Below are 22,229 nucleotides of genomic sequence, written 5' to 3' on the forward strand. Positions count from 1 at the left end.
CACTCCTATTACATTGCTGGTGTAGATTGCAGACTCTGGAAAGATCGCAAACTGCGTTTAAGCTCATTCTGCAAATTATCGTGGTTTGCTAATACAGGTCGCAACATAATCACAAGTTCAGTTTTACTACCTGCTTGGCGTTTTTGCTTAAACAAGTTACCAACACCCGGAAGATCGCCTAAACCTGGCGTTTTAGCACGTAGATCACTGTCAGTAGACTTCATCAAACCGCCAATTACGATCACCTGACCACTTTCGGCACGGACAATACTGTCCGACTCACGAATAGAGCTTAGAGCCAATGGAATATTGAAATCATCTGTACCCACGCTGATCTGTTTCTGTTGATCTACCACTTCCGAAACCGTTGGGTGAATATGCAAAACGATATCGCCATTAGCACTGATCTGAGGTGTCACATCCAACGCAATACCAGAGAAGAAAGGTGTCAATTCAATACTCGGTGACGACGTTGTACTCGTACCTGTCGTTGTCGTGTTTTCAATTTCCGTTACAAAAAATTCATCAGTGCCAACTTTGATCACCGCTTTCTGGTTGTTAACGGTCGATACACGCGGGCTAGATAGAACTTGTACATCACCCTGGCTACCAAGCAACTCAATTACAGAAGTAAAGTCACCAATACTTAGATCGGCTTTGAATATACCACCAATACCATCATCATTATTCAAACCTACTGAAGACTGACTAAACAGAGCCGTGTTTCCTTCACCAGGTTTACCTAAAACTGACCAGTTTACGCCTGCTTGGAAGCCATTATTTAATGTTACTTCTAAGATTTTAGCTTCAATTACTACCTGACGATGCAGGATCAATTCGGCTTGGGCTAGATATTTGCTTACGGTAGAAAGTTCACTTGGAAGAGCACGTACTACGACAACACCCGTCTGCGGCGTAACCACTACCTTACGCCCTTCACCTGCCACTATTGTTTCTAACGTACTTTTAAGGTTACCCCAAAAATCGGTTGACGTTTTAGTGCTGATGCGGGTACCGATAACTTCCTCAGCACTGGAGTTTTCACCTGCTGTACTGACAGATCCTGCGCTAACCTGAGTATCAGAAGTGCCATCTCGCTGAATGTCTAGATAATTAATCTGGAACAGTTCAGTTTGTAGGGAAGCTGGCAGCACTTGATATAGGTTACCCGTACGCTCGAATTCATAACCGTATACACGCTGAACAGCTTGCATAACTTCAGCGACACTTACGTTTTTTAATTCAAGTGAGATGCTACCGCCAACCGCTTCATGAACGATCATGTTATAGGGCGTGCCTTGTACCAGCCCCATGAAAAAATCTTTTGCCGGTAACGCTTCAGCAGTAATATCAAAACGCTCTTCGCTAGGCGCTTGAGTGTTTTGTAAGTTAAGAGGCGGAATAAGCGCAGGAACAAGAGGTGGGGGCGGAGGTGCAGCAGTAACCGCTTTTTTATTCTCTTCAATTGCTTCTTCAATCGCAGATTCACCCACTTGTTTAGTGGTCGTGCCAGCAACAGGCGGAAGTGCCTGACAACCGCTCAAGACAAGAACACTGCCCATAGCAAGAGCATTGAAAATACGTTTCATCATTATTTCTAGCCTATTTCCCACTCTTAACTTTGCTGAAGCCTTTTCGTTCAGCTAAAGAGATCATCTGATATTCACTTCCCGTGTTCAACTTAACTCCTGTACGGCTGATTTCGACAACTTCGGCACCATCAACCAGATCACCCTGTTGCACACGCTGCCCATTAATAACCGCAGAGGGTGTTCGCTTTCCAACAATCAAAGAACTAAGCACATACCCCTGCTCAGGTCTTTTGATGTCACCAATAGCAACATGAGCAGCCAAAGGCTTTGTTGGATCGGCAGGTAAGCGCTCGGCATAGATCGAGCTACTGCCAAACAAAGTAAGTAATAAAAAAACTAATTTAGGCACCTAACCACCCCGCTTCAGAGCTTAAGGTATGAACTTTGATCTTCACTTTTGCAGAAGGATATTCATCGACTTTGTATTCCAAAGTATCCCAAAAGAACACACCATCCAACTGTTCTATTTTCTGCAAATAGTCATATAAACCCTGATAAGTCCCTTCCAACTCTAATTCAAACGGATGAATAAAAATTACAGCTTGAGGCCCTACTGGATTGGCCTCTTTTTCAGCATCTACAGACTTTTCATTTAGCTGTTTAGCAACGACAGGTTGGCTCTTTGCACTCACAAGCGCAATGCCTTGTTCGTTGGCTAATACTGATCTTAACAAGCTCAGCATCTGATCAGGCGAAACGAGGTTTGTCGCCGCACGTTTAATATCTTGGTTTGCCTCAGATAACTGGCTACGCAAACGTTTTAGCTCTGCTCTTGCCTCGATGTTAGGGTCTTTCGGCTCCTGATTCTTTAACAACTTCAACACTCGATCTTGAGCATCGATACTAGTGCGCATAGCTTCAATTTTACTTGGCACCTTTTGCAATACGATCATCGCAGGCTCGATTAAGAACACAAATATCAATGCTAAAGGCGCAATCAAACCGACTAACAGCAACATAACGCGTTCACGTGCAGTCAGTTCGCTCCATTTACTGTCCCACTCCTGCCAACGCTTATTCATAACTACGCAACTCCGCTATTGCTTCAAAGCGTACACCACTACTTTCAGCGTTCACATTAAGCGTATTAACACTCATACCCTGGAATTCTTCGGTATTGCCTATAGATTCAATCATGGAAGCTACTGACGGGCCATCGATAGCCCCACCGTTCATTACGAAGCTACGTTGATCATTATCGAGTACAAATTGACTTAACCAACTTTCAGCAAGTGAAGCATCTGCCAACGCATACAAGTAAGCAGAGAAATTTACGCTCTGCGCAGGTTGCACTTTATGCAATAAACTTTGTAACGCTTTCCGTGCAGCAATCTCGTCCTCTAAACGCTGTTGCTCCGCCAAAATTTCAGGTTGTACTTGAAGATTACTAAAGCGCGCTTGCTCTGTAGCGACTGCTTCGTCGATCTTAACTTTGTCCTGTTGCAGTTTAGCGAACGTGCTTTCCTGCTCAGATGCATACCACTTCAGGCCAAGACCGCATAAAAGAGTGAATGCAACAGCGGCGACAGCAACAGTAACGCTTCCTTGTAAACTTAAAAGCTCAAATTTCTTTTTAGATTTGTGAGGGTTATAGAGGTTAATCCGCTGTTTCACTTAACCACCTCAGCTTTAGCAAATTCAGTGCGGAGAGCCGCAACAATTGCGACGGTAGCCTGAGTTTGAAGAGATTCTGTTAGCTCTATCTGTGACGATATAAGATTATTCAAATCTAACGAATGAATATCCAATGCAAGGCTATATCTTAATTCGTTCATGAGCGGCGATTCATCCGCTTGCATCGGCATCACAAGTAAGCGCACACAAGGTGGTTTACCTACTTGGCTTTCGTAATAATCAAGAGAGCGCTGAAGTTCAAGTACAGCAGCAGAAGCATTTTCCGGAGAAGATGAATGGCTATAGCTAAGATTACGTGTGAAATATAAAGCACCATCGGAGAGTAGATTAATCGAACTCCCCTCTTCACCAATACTGAATACAGCTAACCCTGATTCGCTATCAGCTAGATCTTCCGTTAAATTAAGTAGAGCCAATTCAGGAACATCAACTGCAGTGACATCCAAACCAATCTCACTACACCAATCAACCCATAGATCTACCTTAGCCTGTTCGGCAGCAATCGCATAAACCATACGAGAGCGGCCTCGGTAAGCATCTTCTGGTAGCTCTATGTAATCGATTGCAGCCTGTTCAACATCAAAACTTACCAAATCTTTAACTCGCCAACGCAAAGCTTCGGCAAGTTCTTCATCCGGCACTTCAGGGCGCTCTACAAGATGAATCTGATAACTAGATTCTGGTAACACTAATGAAGTCTTTGTACCAAGAAGGTTGTTCGCTTCAATCAGATCTCTGAAGCGTTTGGGCTCAACGAGGGGGTTAGTCGACGCGTTGTACTCACAGCAGGTGAGTTCTGGCTGAGTGTTACCATCTCGAACATGTGCAAAAGATACTCCTCCCTTATTGATCACGAGGGAAGTTAAACCGTTTTCCGCAGACTTTTTCTTAAGAAATGAAAGCAAGCGTTAACTCCTGCACTATTCGCTTAATTCTCTAACAACAAATCTACCGAGCTTAAACGCTTGTTTCAATCGAAAAGCTCAAGATTAATGATTAAGTAAACATTCAGTAACCGTGTCGGCCATATAAGCAATAACTTAACAGAATCTATATGAATAAGCTGCCCTACAGCCTTGTTTTATCTGATTTTAGAGGCAAAAAGGTTACTTTATAACACTACAGATTATTGATCAATCGCTCACCTATAGAACGAAAGCCGAAAGAACTGAATACTGCCTAACCGTGCGGGCAAGCACGGTTAGGCAGACAACGATCAACCTACGATACAAACACCATGATCAACGTAATGGATCTGGCCGGTTACACCTTCGGAGAGAGGCGACATAAAGTAGAGGCAAGAGTTACCCACTTCTTCGATGGTCGGTAATTTACCATCGCAAGCCATCTCTTCATTATGCTGGAGCATGGCATCAAAATCTTTGATGCCTCCAGCAGCACGTGTCGCTATAGTCCCTGGTGAAATAGAGTTCACACGAATCCCCTGAGGACCAAGGTCACGTGCTAAATAACGAGTCGCTGCCTCTAAAGCCGCTTTAGCACAACCCATAATGTTGTAATCACCTGTAGCCAAGGCACTACCAAGATAAGAGAAGTTAATTAACGAGCCACCATTTGTCATAAGCCCTTTAGCACGCGCTGCCATATCAATAAATGAATAGCAGGAAATATCCATAGCCTGTAAGAAACCGCTACGTGAACATTCAGAGATAGGGGCATGTAGATCCTCTAACGGACAGAAAGCTAAAGAGTGAATCACACCGTCTAACTCACCCCATTTAGACTCTATCTCTGAGAACACAGCATCCATCTGTTCAGGTACAGAAACATCTAGAGGCATAAAAATTTCCGCTTCGAGCTCCTCTGCTAAAGGACGCACAAAGCGCTCAGCTTTATCATTAAGATAGGTAATGGCCAACTCCGCACCCTGCGCTTTCAAAACCTTAGCGCAGCCATACGCGATACTTTTATCATTAGCGATACCAACAACAAGTACTTTTTTCCCAGCCATTAACAAGTTAGACATTCCTTAAACCCTTATAAATAATCGAAACTGATTCCTATTTTACGCATACGCACAATACAAATATATGACGCTACCGGTAAAGGGGTCTGTAAGAAATAAGATGTTGATCTGAGACAGTTAAAGGTAGTTGCTAGTTGCTAGTTGCTAGTTGCTAGTTGCTAGTTGCTAGTTGCTAGTTGCTAGTTGCTAGTTGCTAGTTGCTAGTTGCTAGTTGCTAGTTGCTAAAAAGGGTATGTCGATTAAGCTTGGTGTAAATACTTCGTTCAGTATTGTTTTGTGTTCTTTAGCCCACAACGAAAAAACCCCGATCACAGTGTGACCGGGGTTTTCTCTTAATTAAATGCTTGGCGATGACCTACTCTCACATGGGGAAGCCCCACACTACCATCGGCGATGTTGCGTTTCACGTCTGAGTTCGGGATGGATTCAGGTGGTTCCACAACTCTATGGTCGCCAAGCAAAACTGTTACAACTTAGATCTGATTCTTCTTTTATTTGATCTAGATAAGCTTTCGACTGTAGCTCAACTACGCGCTAATTCGTTACTCTCTATCGTCTTACATATCTTACAAGTCACTTGCCAAACGCCTTGGGCGTTATATGGTCAAGCCTCACGGGCAATTAGTATTGGTTAGCTCAACGCCTCACAGCGCTTCCACACCCAACCTATCAACGTCGTAGTCTTCAACGGCCCTTTAGGGGAATCAAGTTCCCAGTGAGATCTCATCTTGAAGGAGGCTTCCCGCTTAGATGCTTTCAGCGGTTATCCCGTCCGAACGTAGCTACCCGGCAATGCAATTGGCATCACAACCGGTACACCAGAGGTTCGTTCACTCCGGTCCTCTCGTACTAGGAGCAACTCTTCTCAAATCTCAAACGCCCACGGCAGATAGGGACCGAACTGTCTCACGACGTTCTAAACCCAGCTCGCGTACCACTTTAAATGGCGAACAGCCATACCCTTGGGACCGGCTTCAGCCCCAGGATGTGATGAGCCGACATCGAGGTGCCAAACACCGCCGTCGATGTGAACTCTTGGGCGGTATCAGCCTGTTATCCCCGGAGTACCTTTTATCCGTTGAGCGATGGCCCTTCCATACAGAACCACCGGATCACTAGAACCTACTTTCGTACCTGCTCGACGTGTCTGTCTCGCAGTCAAGCACCCTTCTACTCTTGCGCTCATTGCATGATTTCCGACCATGCTGAGGGTACCTTCGTGCTCCTCCGTTACTCTTTGGGAGGAGACCGCCCCAGTCAAACTACCCACCACACAATGTCCCCGATCCCGCTTAGGGAACTGGGTTAGAACCTCAACATTACCAGGCTGGTATTTCAAAGGTGGCTCCACCCTATCTGGCGACAGGGTTTCAAAGCCTCCCAGCTATTCTACACAAGTAATGTCAAAGTCCACTGTGAAGCTGTAGTAAAGGTTCACGGGGTCTTTCCGTCTAGCCGCGGGTAAACTGCATCTTAACAGCTATTTCAATTTCACTGAGTCTCGGGTGGAGACAGTGTGGCCATCGTTACGCCATTCGTGCAGGTCGGAACTTACCCGACAAGGAATTTCGCTACCTTAGGACCGTTATAGTTACGGCCGCCGTTTACCGGGGCTTCGATCAAGAGCTTCGCGCAAGCGCTAACCCCATCAATTAACCTTCCGGCACCGGGCAGGCGTCACACCCTATACGTCCTCTTTCGAGTTTGCAGAGTGCTATGTTTTTAATAAACAGTCGCAGCCACCTGGTATCTTCGACCGGCCTCAGCTTAGGGAGCAAGTCCCATCACCAAAACCGGCGCACCTTCTCCCGAAGTTACGGTGCCATTTTGCCTAGTTCCTTCACCCGAGTTTTCTCATACGCCTTAGTATTCTCTACCTGACCACCTGTGTCGGTTTAGGGTACGGTTAGTCATAACCTGAAGCTTAGAGGATTTTCCTGGAAGCATGGCATCAACTACTTCAGTCCATAAAGGACCTCGTCATCGATTCTCGGTCTTAAAAGAGCCCGGATTTACCTAAGCTCTAAACCTACTATCTTAAACGCGGACAACCAACGCCGCGCTAGCCTAGCCTTCTCCGTCCCCCCATCGCAGTTATGAGCAGTACAGGAATATTAACCTGTTTCCCATCGGATACGCTCTTCAGCCTCTCCTTAGGGGCCGACTCACCCTACCTCGAATAGCGTTGGATAGGAACCCTTGGTCTTCCGGCGGGGAGGGTTTTCACCTCCCTTATCGTTACTCATGTCAGCATTCGCACTTCTGATACCTCCACGGTGCCTTACAGCTTCCGCTTCAACAGCTTACAGAACGCTCCTCTACCATGCACAAAGTGCATCCGTAGCTTCGGTGTTATGCTTAGCCCCGTTATATCTTCCGCGCGGGCCGACTCGACTAGTGAGCTATTACGCTTTCTTTAAAGGGTGGCTGCTTCTAAGCCAACCTCCTAGCTGTCTAAGCCTTCCCACATCGTTTCCCACTTAGCATAAACTTTGGGACCTTAGCTGACGGTCTGGGTTGTTTCCCTTTCCACGACGGACGTTAGCACCCGCCGTGTGTCTCCCGTGATTGAACTCATGGGTATTCGGAGTTTGCATCGGGTTGGTAAGTCGGGATGACCCCCTAGCCGAAACAGTGCTCTACCCCCCATGGTTAGACACGAGGCACTACCTAAATAGTTTTCGAGGAGAACCAGCTATCTCCGAGTTTGATTAGCCTTTCACTCCTATCCACAAGTCATCCGCTGGCTTTTCAACGACAGTCGGTTCGGTCCTCCAATGCATGTTACTGCATCTTCAACCTGCCCATGGATAGATCACTCGGTTTCGGGTCTACTCCTAGCGACTGGACGCCCTATTAAGACTCGGTTTCCCTACGGCTCCGCAAATGCTTAACCTTGCCACTAAAAGTAAGTCGCTGACCCATTATACAAAAGGTACGCAGTCACCGTCCGAAAACGGCTCCCACTGCTTGTACGTACACGGTTTCAGGGTCTATTTCACTCCCCTCACAGGGGTTCTTTTCGCCTTTCCCTCACGGTACTGGTTCACTATCGGTCAGTCAGGAGTATTTAGCCTTGGAGGATGGTCCCCCCATATTCAGACAGCGTTTCACGTGTGCCGTCCTACTCGATTTCACTTTAAAAGACCTTTCACATACGGGGCTATCACCCACTATGGCCACACTTTCCAGAGTGTTCTGTTAAATCTAATAAAGCTTAAGGGCTAGTCCCCGTTCGCTCGCCGCTACTTAGGGAATCTCGGTTGATTTCTTTTCCTCTGGGTACTTAGATGTTTCAGTTCCCCAGGTTCGCCTCTAATAACCTATGTATTCAGTTAAAAGATACCTATAAATAGGTGGGTTTCCCCATTCGGAAATGTCCGGATCAAAGGTTGTTTACCACCTCCCCGAACCTTATCGCAGGTTACAACGTCCTTCATCGCCTCTGACTGCCAAGGCATCCACCGTGCACGCTTAGTCACTTGACCATATAACCCGAAGGCGTCTGGAATCACAGTAACTTGTATTGCTAGTAACGATAGATTTCGCCGAATTGGCGCATGCAGTAAAACTACATGTCTTAAATCTAAATCAAATGAATCAAATCCAAATTGTTAAAGAGCGTTTAAAGCAAAAAAGCTTTAAAAGATAATGTCAAAACCGACAATATGTTTTAAAACTCTTCCTTCTCATCCCGAAGGATGATGGTGGAGCTATGCGGGATCGAACCGCAGACCTCCTGCGTGCAAAGCAGGCGCTCTCCCAGCTGAGCTATAGCCCCAAAGAAAACAGTAAGGCTATTATTGGTAGGCCTGAGTGGACTTGAACCACCGACCTCACCCTTATCAGGGGTGCGCTCTAACCAGCTGAGCTACAAGCCTACACCGTTGCTCTTAACTTCTCTGATCAGATAATTCGTGTGAACGCTTGCCGAGAATCGGCTTTCGTTTAAGGAGGTGATCCAGCCCCAGGTTCCCCTAGGGCTACCTTGTTACGACTTCACCCCAGTCATGAACCACACCGTGGTAACCGCCCTCCCGAAGGTTAAGCTAGCTACTTCTGGTGCAATCCACTCCCATGGTGTGACGGGCGGTGTGTACAAGGCCCGGGAACGTATTCACCGCGACATTCTGATTCGCGATTACTAGCGATTCCGACTTCATGGAGTCGAGTTGCAGACTCCAATCCGGACTACGACCGGTTTTCTGAGATTAGCTTACCCTCGCAGGTTCGCGGCCCTCTGTACCGGCCATTGTAGCACGTGTGTAGCCCAACTCGTAAGGGCCATGATGACTTGACGTCGTCCCCACCTTCCTCCGGTTTGTCACCGGCAGTCTCCTTAGAGTTCCCACCCGAAGTGCTGGCAAATAAGGACAAGGGTTGCGCTCGTTACGGGACTTAACCCAACATTTCACAACACGAGCTGACGACAGCCATGCAGCACCTGTCTCAGAGTTCCCGAAGGCACGAAACTATCTCTAGTAACTTCTCTGGATGTCAAGAGTTGGTAAGGTTCTTCGCGTTGCGTCGAATTAAACCACATGCTCCACCGCTTGTGCGGGCCCCCGTCAATTCATTTGAGTTTTAACCTTGCGGCCGTACTCCCCAGGCGGTCTACTTATCGCGTTAGCTGCGCCACTAAAAGATCAAGTCTCCCAACGGCTAGTAGACATCGTTTACGGCGTGGACTACCAGGGTATCTAATCCTGTTTGCTCCCCACGCTTTCGCACCTCAGTGTCAATATCGGTCCAGGTAGTCGCCTTCGCCACTGGTGTTCCTTCCTATATCTACGCATTTCACCGCTACACAGGAAATTCCACTACCCTCTACCGTATTCTAGATTGGCAGTATCAGGTGCAGTTCCAAGGTTGAGCCCTGGGCTTTCACATCTGACTGACCAATCCACCTACGCGCGCTTTACGCCCAGTAATTCCGATTAACGCTCGCACCCTCCGTATTACCGCGGCTGCTGGCACGGAGTTAGCCGGTGCTTCTTCTGCAGTTAACGTCACAGTTGCAAGGTATTAACTTACAACCTTTCCTCACTGCTGAAAGTGCTTTACAACCCTAGGGCCTTCTTCACACACGCGGCATGGCTGCATCAGGCTTGCGCCCATTGTGCAATATTCCCCACTGCTGCCTCCCGTAGGAGTCTGGACCGTGTCTCAGTTCCAGTGTGGCTGATCATCCTCTCAGACCAGCTAGAGATCGTCGCCTTGGTGAGCCATTACCTCACCAACTAGCTAATCTCACGCAGGCTCATCCAATAGTGCAAGGTCCGAAGATCCCCTGCTTTCCCCCGTAGGGCGTATGCGGTATTAGACCAAATTTCTCTGGCTTATCCCCCGCTACTGGGTAGATTCCTACGCGTTACTCACCCGTCCGCCACTCGTCATCAACTAGCAAGCTAGTCATGTTACCGTTCGACTTGCATGTGTTAGGCCTGCCGCCAGCGTTCAATCTGAGCCATGATCAAACTCTTCAGTTTAAATCATTGTTGTTACCAGGAATGTGGTAACGGGCTCTAGTACTAAACAACCGGATAACATTCTTAAGAACGTTAAACCTTTGTAAATCGCTTTAAATGAATTCACTTGGTTGCTTGTCTAGAAAAAGTTTGCTTCTTCTCAACAAGCGCCCACACGAATTATCTGATCAAATTGTTAAAGAGCGTTGCTTTTTTGACTCTCCGCTGACTCAGCGTTTCGTCTCAAGCGAGGCGCATATTCTACTGTGCGCTCATTCAAAGTCAACCGTTTATTTTGCAATTTTGTAAAATTTTTTACTCAGCAACCGGACTTTGAATCCTGCTCCGTAAGCAACCTAAAAACTAAACGTTTTCAATCACTTACTAAGCACCTCGCTTAGCTCAATCAGCCCCGTTTTGGCGGCCTCCCTAAGCAAGGACGGCGAATTCTACAGACATCTGAAAAAGGGTCAACACCCAATCTTAAAAAAAGTGAAAAAAAGATGAAAAAAGTGAATAAATATTCAATTTTGTTTATTACTTATACAGCATTGGTTATTTACTGTTCTACGGGCATAAAAAAACGGTGCTTATCTTTCAATAAACACCGTTTTTAAAATCAGCTATCTAGCTTTCAACTACTACTTACTATTCTCTTCTTGCTCTTCTTCTGCAGCAGTAAACTCATCAGCAATCTCTTCAGCATCTTCATTCTTTCTTACAAAGATAACACCCAAGATGATACCTGCTTCAAATAACAACCACATTGGAAGCGCTAATAAGCTTTGTGAAATCACATCCGGCGGCGTTAACAACATCCCTAAGACGAAACAGCCAACAATCACATATGCTCGCTTTTGTCTTAGACCAGATACAGTTGCCGCACCTGACCAGATTAATAACAGAGTAGCAATCGGTATCTCAAAAACGATACCAAATGCAAAGAACAGCTTTAGTACGAAATTCAGATAGCTGCTGATATCCGTCATTACCGCAACATTTTCTGGGCCAACACTAGTAAAGAAGCCAAAGATAAGTGGGAACACTACAAAGTACGCAAATGCGATACCAGCATAAAACAGAAAAATGCTCGATATTAACAACGGTATCGCAAAGCGTTTTTCGTGCTTATATAGGCCAGGCGCTATAAAACCCCATATCTGATGCAAGACAAACGGCATCGCGAGAAAGATTGCAGCGACAAGTGTTAGCTTAAAGGGCGCAAAGAACGGAGAAGTAACATCGGTCGCAATCATGCTTGTGCCCGATGGCAACAACGCAGTTAATGGCGATGATAGATAGGTATATAGGTCATTGGCGAAATAAAATAAGCCAAGGAAGAAACCTAAAATGATAAGTAGGATAAACATTAGCCTCTGGCGTAATTCAACCAGATGGCTAATTAATGGCTGTTCCTGATCGTGTTCAGGCTGCGGATTGCTCATGCTTTTCCTGTACTGCTATTGTCATCAGCCTTGCCAGGCTCATTCGCAGATTGAGGCTTTTCTTCTGTTGCTTCTGGCGGAACAATCTTAGAGCTAACTGGAACTTCTTCTTTTAATGCATCATTAAATGGCTGACGCATCTCATCAAGTTCTTTTTCTAACTCGTGTTTCTGAATAGCCGTAGTACGTTTTAACTCTTCTACTCTTAGCTCTTCGCTAATTTCTGTCTGTATAGAAGAGACCGTACGCTTTATACGCCCCATCCACATTCCGACAGTTCTTACAGCAGTTGGTAATTTATCTGGCCCAAGAACAACCAATGCAACCACTGCAACAATGAGTAGCTCGGCAAAACCGATATCAAACATAGTTAAAGCCTGTTACTTGTCAGACTTCTGCTCATCTTTTACGTCGTCAGCTTTTTTAGCCTCAGTAAAATCAGCGTCTTCCTGTTTGATCTGTTTATTTTCAGCTTCTTCTTTGGCTTTTTCTTCTTCTGTCATAGCTTTCTTGAAGCCTTTAACAGCACCGCCTAGATCACTGCCGATATTTTTGAATTTTTTAGTACCAAAAATCAGAATAATAATGGCCAAAATAATCAATAGCTGCCAAATACTGATACCACCTAAACCCATTTTTACTCTCCGCTATCACATGGCAATTGTCTTAACTGCCATCATAGAAATCTGTTGAAATGACCCAAATTACGCAACCTTCCGCACGTATTAGGATCTATATTTATTTTTTAGTGCGTGACGCTTTTTCTTCTAGGCCCGACAAATCAAATCTGCGCGCCAACTCATCTAAGACCGCCTGCGGCTCCTCACCTAGATGCGATAACGCAACTAAGCTGTGAAACCAAAGATCAGCTGTCTCATAGATAACATCTTTATTGTCACCGCTGGCCTGTGCGTCTTTAGCAGCCAGAATCGTTTCTGTTGCCTCTTCACCGACCTTCTCTAAGATCTTATTCAAGCCCTTAGCGTGTAAGCTAGATACATATGAACTATCTGGGGCTGCTGATTTACGCTGTTCCAGAACTTCACCCAGCTGAGTTAATACGTCGCTCATTTATTCACTCACTTTCAATTAAGACTAACTTACGTGCGGAAGCATACCCGATCAAAATTGCTTCCACCATCCCCTCCTAAAGGAGGATCACGAACGTTTCAACAATAGTACTATGCCAACACCTGCCAAAATCCAACTACTCGCTGGCAAATCACATAGCCATTCCAGTACATCTGGATTAGCAACAGTTATAGCACCCGCAATGAGCATCAACCCTAAATTGCGTCTTCTTGAAGCTTTATTTTCTAGTGCCTCTTTCGCTTGCTGATAAGCTCTAACATCACGCTGGCGTGCGCTATCTAAATTCCGGATCTGGTTTAGAGAATCAAAAATTAGTTGCGGCATATGCGGCATTTTCTCTAGCCAATCAGGTGCTTGTTGTTTAATCGAACGATAAACACCTTTTGGCCCCATTCGTTCTTTCATCCAATTCTCTAAAAACGGTTTACCCGTTTCCCAAAGATCAAGATCAGGATATAGCTGTCGACCTAAGCCTTCGATATTTAGAAGCGTTTTTTGTAGAAGTACTAACTGTGGCTGTACCTCCATATTGAAGCGGCGCGCTGTTTGGAACAATCCTAAAAGCACTTGGCCGAAAGAGATATCTTTTAACGGCTTCTCAAAGATCGGCTCACATACACTGCGGATAGCCGTTTCAAATGCATCGACATTAGTGTCTGCAGGCACCCAGCCTGAATCAACGTGCAATTGCGCTACCATACGGTAGTCACGCTTGAAGAAAGCAAGAAAGTTGCGGGCTAGGTAGCTTTGATCTTCTGGGGTAAGCGAGCCTATGATCCCAAAATCTACCGCGATGTATTGTGGTGAACTCGGATTATTACGAGATACAAAGATATTACCTGGATGCATATCCGCATGAAAAAAACTATCGCGAAACACCTGAGTAAAGAAGATCTCTACACCACGTTCAGCCAATGCTTTCATATCGGTATTTTGCTCATTTAACTGATCAACTTCAGCAACCGGAATACCGTGAATGCGTTCCATTACGAGTACATTAGAACGCGTGTAATCCCAGTAAATTTCCGGGATATAAAGAATATCGCTGTTTTCAAAGTTACGTCTTAACTGCGAGCCATTAGCCGCCTCTTTCCGAAGATCCAACTCGTCGAAGATTGTCTGCTCATACTCAGAAACCACCTCTACTGGGCGCAGGCGGCGCCCCTCTTCCCAAACCACATGAACAAGACGCGCCAAGCTGAAGAGAAGGTCCACATCCTTACGAATAGTTTTACCAATACCCGGACGGATAACTTTCACGACCACTTCACTGCCATCAAGCATGGTCGCTTTGTGAACTTGAGCAACCGAAGCAGACGCCATTGGCTCCACCTCAAACTCAGCAAATAGCTCTGAAACTGGTTTTTCTAGCGCTTTTTCAATCAATCCTTGTGCTTGAGGCCCAGAGAACGGCGGCACACGATCCTGCAGCTTTTTCAGTTCTTCTGCCAGATCATCCGGCAATAGATCTCGGCGGGTGGATAACATCTGACCGAATTTAACAAAAACGGGACCCAATTCTTCTAACGCTAAACGAACACGTACCGCTTGCGGTTGCTTTGCTGGAATAAATAAACGCCAAGGCAATAACCAAAACAGGCATCGAACATACCAAGGAAGGGCTAAACCCAAAAATAGAGTATCCAATCGATACCGAGCAAAAACCTGAACAATCTTCAGAATTCGCGATAGACGTTTCACAGCAGGGAAACCTTGTTGCTAAAAATTAATAGGTAAGTAGTGACGTTACTTAGTTCTGACTAAGTTACGGCCATCTTCTTTGGCTTGATACAACGCTTCATCAGCACGGGTAAAGACATCATCAAGGGAATCACCCTCTTTGATTTCGGTTACGCCGAACGACATTGTAATCCCCACGGGCTTACCATGGAAATTAAATGGACTGCTGGCTAAAGATTCTCGCAATTTTTCCATCGCCTGCGAGGCCTCTTCTGCACCAGTAGAAGGAAGGATAATAATAAACTCTTCACCGCCGTAACGACCAACGAAGTCCGTTACACGGATATTTTTAGTGATAACTTTGGCCACCAAACGCAGCACTTTATCACCCGCTAGATGACCGTAAGTGTCGTTGATTTTCTTAAAGAAATCCAAGTCGCCGACAACTACAGAGAATGAAGTACGGTAGCGCGACCAACGCTCATATTCCTGATCAATGTGTTCATCATAGGCAGCGCGGTTTGGTAAGCCTGTAAGAGGATCCGTACGTGCACGCAAGCGCTCCTCTTCCATATGCGCTTTAACCTTACGCGTTTCCTGCTCCATTATTTCAACTTTATCGATCAGGTCTTCATAACGACCTTGTAATCGCTGTTCGCGTTCTTCCTCTTTCTTTTTGAAGCTATCCATAGCACGAACAAGACCTGAAAGTTGCAGTGAAACCGCCTTCTTCAGGTCTGTAATATCATTGGTATTCTTGACCGTGTGGTGCAGCTTTTTAACGTCACGTCGCACTTGGATATCAAGATCACGTTGGTTCTGACCGATCTCTTGCTGCTCTTGGCGACTATCAACCACAAAAGTTTGGACCTCAGTTAAACGCGTGCTGAGCTCCAATAGATAATTTTCAAAATCTTCGCTGGTATTGCTGGTTGATTTGATCACCAACTGCACAACTTGATGAACGATCTCCGGAAGGTGAGGTAGCTCAAAGCCATCTTCGATGCGTTTTACCAGCTTACGCGCATTCGGGTTTTCCTCTTTAGGCACGTACAAGCCGCTGATAAGCTCTAATAACTCAGCACCAATACGCTTTAAGAGTAATTTAACTTCATCGCCCAACGCATCGGTTGAAGCAGTCGTATCTAAAGAGAAATCACTGTCACTGATCTCCGCGCGCTCTTCTGTACCCGTTTCGATATGGCTTTGGAGCTCAATCAGGTCAGCTAGAACAGCAGGTAGTTCGTAACCTTTCTCTTCGACTTCGTTACTGCGTCGTTCGAGGGAATCTAGTAGGTTTTGTGATCCGCTATTTTGCACTTGAGTGCGTAGCATGCGAATCCACTTAAGAAGGGCAGCAACTGTTTGCTTGGCAGTTTTTCCGCGAAGATCTTCACGATGCTGAACTTGTTTTTCAATACGACGACTGATTTTTTGTAAAAAACCGAGATGCTCTGTGCACTGTTCATGAAGTAATGGTTTTAATGCTGCAAGTTCAGCATCAAACTGAGGGTTATCGCCTTCTAATCCGATAGACATATAACCGGCTAGCTGGCGTAACTGCTGTTCAGTATCAACACTTTTACGCTCAAACTGCTCAAATTCTAGAGTCAGCTCCCGGTATTTTTTCTTCCAGTCTACCTGTTCTTCTGCCACACCAGTTCCTCGGAGTACACAACATCAACATCAGTCAGACTTCATGTTAGTCGAACTCTGTTCTTCGCACTAGGTCTGATATCAATCAGATATAAAAAAACGCCCTCTAGAGGGCGTTTTTCATTGAAATTCTTTATTACTTCGCAGTTGAGCGTTCTTTCTCAACAAGGAAATCAACGACTTCAAGCATCTTCTTATGGCCACCAGCCATACCTGCCGTCACATGGTATTTACCATTCACAACCATAGCAGGAACACCTTTAACCCCATATTTCTGCAACTGCTGACGACCCTGACGAATCTTTGTTTCAACAGCGAAAGAGTTGAACAGGCTCTGGAATTTACCTGTATCAACACCTAGATTGCCGTAATAATCAGCAAAATCTTCTTTACCTCTAAAACGACGACGCTCTACGTGAATCGCATGGAAAGTTGCTTCATGCGTTTTGTCCAACGTTTTCATAAATTCAGACGCATAAAACGCACGCGCCATCAGTTCCCAGCTTGGATTCCAAGCGACTGGCGTACGCACAAATTTCACGTCTTCGCTTTTGTTCTTTTCCCAATGCTTAATCAATGGCTCAAAGTTATTACAGTGGGGACAAGGGTAACCGAACATTTCGATAACTTCGATTTTACTTTTATCCGCCATCACACCGGCAACCGGGACTTTTGTGTAATGCACACCTTCTTTAAACGCTTCCGCCTGCGCCATAAAAGGCAGAAGCAACGCCACTAACATCAACCCAAACTTTTTCATTATTCTTTGCTCCGAAAACAATAGGACCGGGTGGTAGACAATAAAATAAAACCGAAGTTCCTACCACGTACAAAAAAGGCAGCCTAAGCTGCCTTTATTGAATCCAAGCTGAACTTACTTGCCCAGACCTTGAATGTAGCTAGAAACCGCTTTGATTTCGTCATCGCTTAGCTTAGCCGCAATATCCTGCATCATCTGCTGAGGATCGTTGTTACGTGCGCCTTTAGCAAAATCTTTTAGCTGCTTTTCAGTGTATGCAGCGTGCTGACCGCCGATACCTGGGAAGCCTGCTTGGCTGTTACCTTCACCTGTTGGTGCATGACAAGCTGTACAAGCAGCAACGCCTTTATCTGCGATACCTGCGCGGTAGATTTTCTGACCCTGTTCAACAAGATCTTTAGCAGCGTGGCCTACAGTACCAGTCTGCTTAGCAAAGTAAGCAGAGATATCAGCAATGTCTTGGTCGCTGTAAGAGTTTAGAAGACCAGTCATTTCTACAACTGTACGCTTACCAGATTTGATATCTTGAAGCTGTTTGATCAGATATTTTTCGTTCTGACCTGCTAGCTTAGGAAAGTTTGCGATTGCACTGTTACCGTCAGCACCGTGACAAGCAGCACACATTGCAGTCATTCCTTTACCTTTAGCAGCATCACCCGCTGCGTGAGCTACACCAGTGATACCAACGGTCACCAGCAAGCTAATCAGTAGTTTATTCATCGATGAACCCAGACTCTTGCTATTAAAATTAGACGGCCATAGGCGTAATGATGAGTCATTAAGCGTTGACCGATGTTATCCTCACTTCCCTGCAGACTAGAGCTTAGGCCTGTTCGCAGGTAAAATTGGCGCAATTATAAACCAATATCCACACAAACTGGAACGGCAATCTCTGTTCCTTTAGTAGCGATTTCTTAAAAAGCGACTTAAAAATATGTCTTCAGATCAAAAAACCGTTCACTACAACACCGCAAAATTCAATAAGAGTGCGGCAAAATTACACCAGTGTCCGGCGGATATAGGCGCAGAAGTCGCTTTCGCAGGCCGCTCAAATGCAGGTAAATCCAGTGCGATCAATACGCTGACCAATAACAACAAATTGGCACGTACATCGAAAACGCCAGGCCGTACCCAATTGATTAACTTCTTCGATCTAAATATCGAAGGCGTGCGTATTGTCGATCTACCGGGTTATGGCTATGCCAAAGTACCTGTCGCGATGAAACAGCATTGGCAGCAGCACTTGGAAGAGTACCTACAAAAGCGCCAATGCCTACAAGGCGTTGTGCTTGTAATGGATATTCGCCATCCAATGAAAGAGTTCGATCAGATGATGGTTGATTGGTGTCTAAGTACTGAGATGCCGCTACATGTACTGCTAACCAAATCAGACAAGCTGAAAAAAGGTCCGGCTCAGTCGACTATGTTGAAGATTCGCAAGGAACTAACTGCCATTCTAGGTGATCTGGTGACTGTGCAAACCTTCTCCGCGTTGAAGAAACAGAATGTCGATCAGCTAAGACAGCGTTTGGATCTATGGCTACTACCGGAAGATGACTTCGAAGAGGAATTTGAAGGCGAATAACAAAAGAAAGCCCTGGGAAACTTAGGAAGGGGAACTGTCAATTTCTCAGGGCTTTAACGCATGCTTGTTGTAAAGAGCCACAGCCATGGCACGATGAATGTGTAAGTGACTCTTAAGGCTGTTGACTCTCTATATTTTAAAAAGTTCCCTTTTGTTCAAAAAATACTCAAAAATATTTTCTGAACTTAGTGAGCCTGCTCCCAGTTTTCACCGACACCGGCTTCAACTAGCAACGGTACATCCAGATCGGCTGCTCCTGCCATCTGATCTTTCACTTCGGCAACGAAGGCATCTACCTGATCTTCACGTACTTCAAAGACCAATTCATCATGTACCTGCATAATCATACGTACATCAAAATCGGACTCGGCTAACCAAGCATCGACCGCCACCATCGCGCGCTTAATGATATCTGCGGCAGTACCCTGCATTGGCGCATTGATTGCGGTACGTTCAGCTGCCTGACGGCGCATCGCGTTTTTCGCTTTAATCTCTGGCAGGTACAAACGGCGACCAAACAGAGTTTCAACGTAACCCTGTTCCTGTGCTTTAGTGCGGATATCATCCATATAGTGCTGCACACCCGGATAGGTCTCGAAATAGTGTTCGATATACTGCGCGGCATCTTTACGGGCGATACCTAACTGCTTCGCTAGACCAAACGCAGACATACCGTAGATCAAACCGAAGTTGATCGCTTTAGCACTGCGGCGCTGATCATCGGATACCTGATCGAGTTCAACTTTGAAAACTTCTGCCGCTGTCGCACGGTGAATATCGGCGCCTTTAGAGAAAGCATCCAATAAACCCTGATCCTGTGATAGGTGCGCCATAATACGCAGTTCGATCTGCGAGTAATCGGCAGCTACAACCTTGTAGCCTTCTGGAGCGATGAAGGCGTGACGAATACGGCGGCCTTCCTGAGTACGTACCGGAATGTTCTGCAGGTTTGGATCCGTCGAAGATAGACGCCCTGTCGCTGTCACCGCTTGATGGTAAGAGGTATGAATACGTCCAGTACTTGGACTGATCATTAGCGGAAGCTTATCAGTGTAAGTCGATTTAAGCTTGCTCAAGCTACGGTGTTCAAGAATCAATTTCGGCAGAGGATATTCCAATGCTAACTCCTGAAGTACTTCCTCGGCAGTCGATGGTGCGCCTTTTGGCGTTTTCTTGATCACCGGGATATTCAGCTCTTCAAATAGAATCTGCTGCAACTGCTTTGGTGACGCCAGATTAAACTCTTTACCGGCAATATCGTAAGCTTCACGCTCCAGCTCCACCATACGTGCAGCCAGCTCGATACTTTGTTCACCAAGCATCGACGCATCAACCAAAGCGCCGTTACGTTCGATACGCGACAGTACTGGAATCAGCGGTTTTTCGATCTCATTGAAGACTTTGCTTAGCGTTTCATCTTGGCTTAGCTGGCTATCGATCGCTTGATGAAGGCGCAGGGTGATATCAGCATCTTCCGCCGCATAAGGCGCGGCTTGTTCTAGCTCGATCTGGTTGAACGTCAGCTGTTTTTTACCTTTACCGGCGATCTCTTCGAATTTAACCGTTTTCACACCCAGATAACGATCAGCCAAGCTGTCCATATCGTGACGTGTTGCCGTGGAGTTCAGCACGTAGGATTCCAGCATGGTATCGAACGCCACACCTTTTAGATCGATATCGTAACGAGCCAACACGTTCATATCGTATTTAATATGCTGACCGATCTTTTTGTGGTCTTCGCTTTCTAATAGTGGTTTCAGCTTAGTCAAAAGAACATCACGGCTGATTTGCTCTGGCGCGCCCATGTAATCATGCGCAACAGGCACATAAGCAGCTTTGCCCGGCTCTACCGCAAAGGAAACACCCACCAGCTCAGCTTCCATATAGTTCAAGCTGGTTGTTTCCGTATCGAAGGCAAAAAGTTCGGCTGTGGATAACTTTCCAATCCAGCTATCTAGATCAGCTTCATTAAGCACGGTTGTGTATTCAACATCTTTAGGTGCTTCTGGAGCAGATGGCTCTGAAGCATCAGCTGCAATAGCAGTACCGCTCTCACCGGATTCCAGCTCACGTACCCAAGTTTTGAATTCAAATTCTTTGTATAACTCGATTAACTGCTCTTTGTTTGGCTCTGGCTTAACGATCTCTGCAACTTTTTCATGCAGCTCAACGTCGGTTTTAATCGTTGCCAGCAGGTAAGATAGATCCGCTTCTTCACGGTTATCTTCTAGTTTCTTCGCCATGGTTTTCGAGCCACGGAAACCGAGATCAGCAATTTTATCTAGGTTTTCGTATAGATCTTTAATACCGCCGATACCTTGCAACAAAGCCAATGCCGTTTTTTCACCCACGCCCGGAACGCCTGGGATGTTATCGACCTTATCGCCCATCAATGCCAAGTAATCGATGATCAGCTCTGGCGGAATACCAAACTTCTCTTTTACACCTTCAATATCCATGATGGTGTCAGTCATCGTATTGATCAGTGTTACGTGCTGATCCACCAACTGTGCCATATCCTTATCGCCTGTAGAGATCAGGGTATCGATACCTTGAGCGCTGGCTTCGCGCGCCATCGTACCGATCACATCATCTGCCTCAACACCCGGTTCTACGATAAGCGGCATACCCAACGCTTTGACGATGTTGTGGATCGGCTCTACCTGACTACGAAGATCATCCGGCATCGGTGGACGCTGAGCTTTGTAATCGCTGTAGATCTCATCACGGAATGTTTTGCCTTTAGCATCAAAGATCACCGCAATTGGGCTGTCTGGATACTGTTTGATCAAGCTTTTAAGCATTGAAGTAACAACTCGGATCGCTCCTGTTGGGATTCCTGCAGAATTTCGCAGGTCAGCCTGTTGTGAAGCAAAAAAAGCACGGTATAAATAAGAGGAACCGTCGACTAAAATTAAAGGAGAGGAGTTGGCTTGCTGCTGTTCGCTCATCAGGAAATCCGGGTTGGTTATTCTTCAAAAACCCGATCATAGTCGATAAGCTCATCTGCCAAAAGAAATCTTGCCATGAAAGAGGAAAGAATAATGAAAAAGCTACTATTAGCAGCACTACTTGCAGTGACACCTGTAGCTTATGCCGAAGTTCCGCCGCTGGTTGATGAAGACGAACCACAGATCACGATCTTCCACGAAGAAGATAAAACCTATTACGAGTATCGCGTAAATGGTCAGCTTCAGGAGATTAAGGTAGTGCCAAAAAATGGCAAAGAATACTATCTTGTTCCAGCACCGGGTGACGGCGCATTTATTCGTCATGAAGAGTCACAAATGCTGATCCCTAAATGGGTGCTGTTCCGCTGGTAAGTCCGC

General features: G+C 45.8%; 17 protein-coding genes, 2 tRNA genes and 3 rRNA genes. 2 read left to right on the plus strand and 20 right to left on the minus strand.

Annotated elements, in window-relative coordinates; all coding sequences use genetic code 11:
- Positions 1-8: 8 nt before the first annotated feature.
- From mshL to ACMXYN_RS17300, 19 genes are all read right to left on the minus strand, one after another.
- Positions 9-1,592: a pilus (MSHA type) biogenesis protein MshL gene (gene mshL / locus ACMXYN_RS17210; protein ID WP_415892839.1), complete on the minus strand. Its 1,584-nt coding sequence runs from the start codon at positions 1,590-1,592 to the stop codon at positions 9-11.
- A gap of 10 nt (positions 1,593-1,602) precedes the next feature.
- Positions 1,603-1,941: a hypothetical protein gene (locus ACMXYN_RS17215; RefSeq protein ID WP_415892840.1), complete on the minus strand. Its 339-nt coding sequence runs from the start codon at positions 1,939-1,941 to the stop codon at positions 1,603-1,605.
- Entirely contained in the window at positions 1,934-2,614 is a 681-nt protein-coding gene (locus ACMXYN_RS17220) for a hypothetical protein (protein ID WP_415892841.1), read from the minus strand. The genes ACMXYN_RS17215 and ACMXYN_RS17220 overlap by 8 nt, the downstream gene beginning before the upstream one ends.
- Positions 2,607-3,206 (minus strand): hypothetical protein, encoded by a 600-nt coding sequence (locus tag ACMXYN_RS17225; protein WP_415892842.1) that lies wholly within the window; start codon positions 3,204-3,206, stop codon positions 2,607-2,609. Before ACMXYN_RS17225 ends, ACMXYN_RS17220 begins: the two co-directional genes overlap by 8 nt.
- A complete protein-coding gene (pilM, locus tag ACMXYN_RS17230) occupies positions 3,203-4,132 on the minus strand; it encodes a pilus assembly protein PilM (protein WP_415892843.1) in 930 nt (309 codons plus the stop codon). Before pilM ends, ACMXYN_RS17225 begins: the two co-directional genes overlap by 4 nt.
- Positions 4,133-4,443: 311 nt before the next feature.
- Positions 4,444-5,214, minus strand: a complete 771-nt coding sequence (gene fabI, locus ACMXYN_RS17235; RefSeq protein ID WP_415892844.1) for an enoyl-ACP reductase FabI — start codon at positions 5,212-5,214, stop codon at positions 4,444-4,446.
- Between the two features lie 342 nt (positions 5,215-5,556).
- A 5S ribosomal RNA gene (rrf, locus tag ACMXYN_RS17240) occupies positions 5,557-5,672 on the minus strand.
- A 142-nt stretch (positions 5,673-5,814) separates the two neighbouring features.
- Positions 5,815-8,702 (minus strand): 23S ribosomal RNA (locus ACMXYN_RS17245).
- Between the two features lie 217 nt (positions 8,703-8,919).
- Positions 8,920-8,995: transfer RNA gene (locus ACMXYN_RS17250), tRNA-Ala, on the minus strand.
- A gap of 23 nt (positions 8,996-9,018) precedes the next feature.
- A tRNA-Ile gene (locus tag ACMXYN_RS17255) sits at positions 9,019-9,095 on the minus strand.
- Positions 9,096-9,163: 68 nt separating this feature from the next.
- Positions 9,164-10,703 (minus strand): 16S ribosomal RNA (locus ACMXYN_RS17260).
- Together the 16S, 23S and 5S rRNA genes with 2 tRNA genes alongside form the textbook arrangement of a ribosomal RNA operon.
- Before the next feature lie 620 nt (positions 10,704-11,323).
- Positions 11,324-12,127 (minus strand): twin-arginine translocase subunit TatC, encoded by an 804-nt coding sequence (gene tatC / locus ACMXYN_RS17265; protein ID WP_415892845.1) that lies wholly within the window; start codon positions 12,125-12,127, stop codon positions 11,324-11,326.
- Positions 12,124-12,495 carry a Sec-independent protein translocase protein TatB gene (gene tatB / locus ACMXYN_RS17270; RefSeq protein ID WP_415892846.1) on the minus strand — a complete coding sequence of 124 codons (372 nt, stop codon included), beginning with the start codon at positions 12,493-12,495 and terminating at the stop codon, positions 12,124-12,126. Before tatB ends, tatC begins: the two co-directional genes overlap by 4 nt.
- A gap of 12 nt (positions 12,496-12,507) precedes the next feature.
- A complete protein-coding gene (gene tatA / locus ACMXYN_RS17275; RefSeq protein ID WP_415889651.1) occupies positions 12,508-12,762 on the minus strand; it encodes a Sec-independent protein translocase subunit TatA in 255 nt (84 codons plus the stop codon).
- Between the two features lie 103 nt (positions 12,763-12,865).
- Positions 12,866-13,198: a phosphoribosyl-ATP diphosphatase gene (locus ACMXYN_RS17280; RefSeq protein WP_415892847.1), complete on the minus strand. Its 333-nt coding sequence runs from the start codon at positions 13,196-13,198 to the stop codon at positions 12,866-12,868.
- Between the two features lie 87 nt (positions 13,199-13,285).
- Positions 13,286-14,920: a ubiquinone biosynthesis regulatory protein kinase UbiB gene (gene ubiB, locus ACMXYN_RS17285; protein WP_415892848.1), complete on the minus strand. Its 1,635-nt coding sequence runs from the start codon at positions 14,918-14,920 to the stop codon at positions 13,286-13,288.
- Positions 14,921-14,965: 45 nt separating this feature from the next.
- Positions 14,966-16,555, minus strand: a complete 1,590-nt coding sequence (locus ACMXYN_RS17290; protein ID WP_415892849.1) for a diguanylate cyclase — start codon at positions 16,553-16,555, stop codon at positions 14,966-14,968.
- Positions 16,556-16,691: 136 nt separating this feature from the next.
- Positions 16,692-17,315, minus strand: a complete 624-nt coding sequence (locus ACMXYN_RS17295) for a thiol:disulfide interchange protein DsbA/DsbL (protein WP_415892850.1) — start codon at positions 17,313-17,315, stop codon at positions 16,692-16,694.
- 114 nt (positions 17,316-17,429) lie between these two features.
- Complete coding sequence (locus ACMXYN_RS17300) at positions 17,430-18,035, minus strand: c-type cytochrome (RefSeq protein ID WP_415882867.1); 606 nt, start codon at positions 18,033-18,035, stop codon at positions 17,430-17,432.
- Between the two features lie 214 nt (positions 18,036-18,249).
- On the opposite strand from ACMXYN_RS17300, the gene yihA reads away from it, so the two are divergent.
- Complete coding sequence (yihA, locus tag ACMXYN_RS17305) at positions 18,250-18,900, plus strand: ribosome biogenesis GTP-binding protein YihA/YsxC (protein ID WP_415892851.1); 651 nt, start codon at positions 18,250-18,252, stop codon at positions 18,898-18,900.
- 185 nt (positions 18,901-19,085) lie between these two features.
- On the opposite strand, the gene polA is transcribed toward yihA, so the two are convergent.
- Positions 19,086-21,851, minus strand: coding sequence for a DNA polymerase I (gene polA / locus ACMXYN_RS17310; protein WP_415892852.1), 2,766 nt, complete (start codon positions 21,849-21,851; stop codon positions 19,086-19,088).
- A gap of 93 nt (positions 21,852-21,944) precedes the next feature.
- Here polA and ACMXYN_RS17315 point away from each other — a divergent pair, with 93 nt between their 5' ends.
- A complete protein-coding gene (locus tag ACMXYN_RS17315; protein WP_415889658.1) occupies positions 21,945-22,223 on the plus strand; it encodes a DUF2782 domain-containing protein in 279 nt (92 codons plus the stop codon).
- The last annotated feature ends 6 nt before the right edge of the window (positions 22,224-22,229 follow it).

The organism is Neptuniibacter sp. PT8_73 (assembly GCF_047778045.1).
GTDB lineage: Bacteria > Pseudomonadota > Gammaproteobacteria > Pseudomonadales > Balneatricaceae > Neptuniibacter.

What these genes read in the sequence shown, in the direction of transcription:
- mshL (WP_415892839.1), bottom strand. Translation starts at nt 1,592, where the DNA reads ATGATGAAACGTATTTTCAATGCTCTTGCTATGGGCAGTGTTCTTGTC.
- ACMXYN_RS17220 (WP_415892841.1), bottom strand. Translation starts at nt 2,614, where the DNA reads ATGAATAAGCGTTGGCAGGAGTGGGACAGTAAATGGAGCGAACTGACT.
- fabI (WP_415892844.1), bottom strand. Translation starts at nt 5,214, where the DNA reads ATGTCTAACTTGTTAATGGCTGGGAAAAAAGTACTTGTTGTTGGTATC.
- tatC (WP_415892845.1), bottom strand. Translation starts at nt 12,127, where the DNA reads ATGAGCAATCCGCAGCCTGAACACGATCAGGAACAGCCATTAATTAGC.
- tatB (WP_415892846.1), bottom strand. Translation starts at nt 12,495, where the DNA reads ATGTTTGATATCGGTTTTGCCGAGCTACTCATTGTTGCAGTGGTTGCA.
- tatA (WP_415889651.1), bottom strand. Translation starts at nt 12,762, where the DNA reads ATGGGTTTAGGTGGTATCAGTATTTGGCAGCTATTGATTATTTTGGCC.
- ACMXYN_RS17280 (WP_415892847.1), bottom strand. Translation starts at nt 13,198, where the DNA reads ATGAGCGACGTATTAACTCAGCTGGGTGAAGTTCTGGAACAGCGTAAA.
- ACMXYN_RS17295 (WP_415892850.1), bottom strand. Translation starts at nt 17,315, where the DNA reads ATGAAAAAGTTTGGGTTGATGTTAGTGGCGTTGCTTCTGCCTTTTATG.
- ACMXYN_RS17300 (WP_415882867.1), bottom strand. Translation starts at nt 18,035, where the DNA reads ATGAATAAACTACTGATTAGCTTGCTGGTGACCGTTGGTATCACTGGT.
- yihA (WP_415892851.1), top strand. Translation starts at nt 18,250, where the DNA reads ATGTCTTCAGATCAAAAAACCGTTCACTACAACACCGCAAAATTCAAT.
- polA (WP_415892852.1), bottom strand. Translation starts at nt 21,851, where the DNA reads ATGAGCGAACAGCAGCAAGCCAACTCCTCTCCTTTAATTTTAGTCGAC.
- ACMXYN_RS17315 (WP_415889658.1), top strand. Translation starts at nt 21,945, where the DNA reads ATGAAAAAGCTACTATTAGCAGCACTACTTGCAGTGACACCTGTAGCT.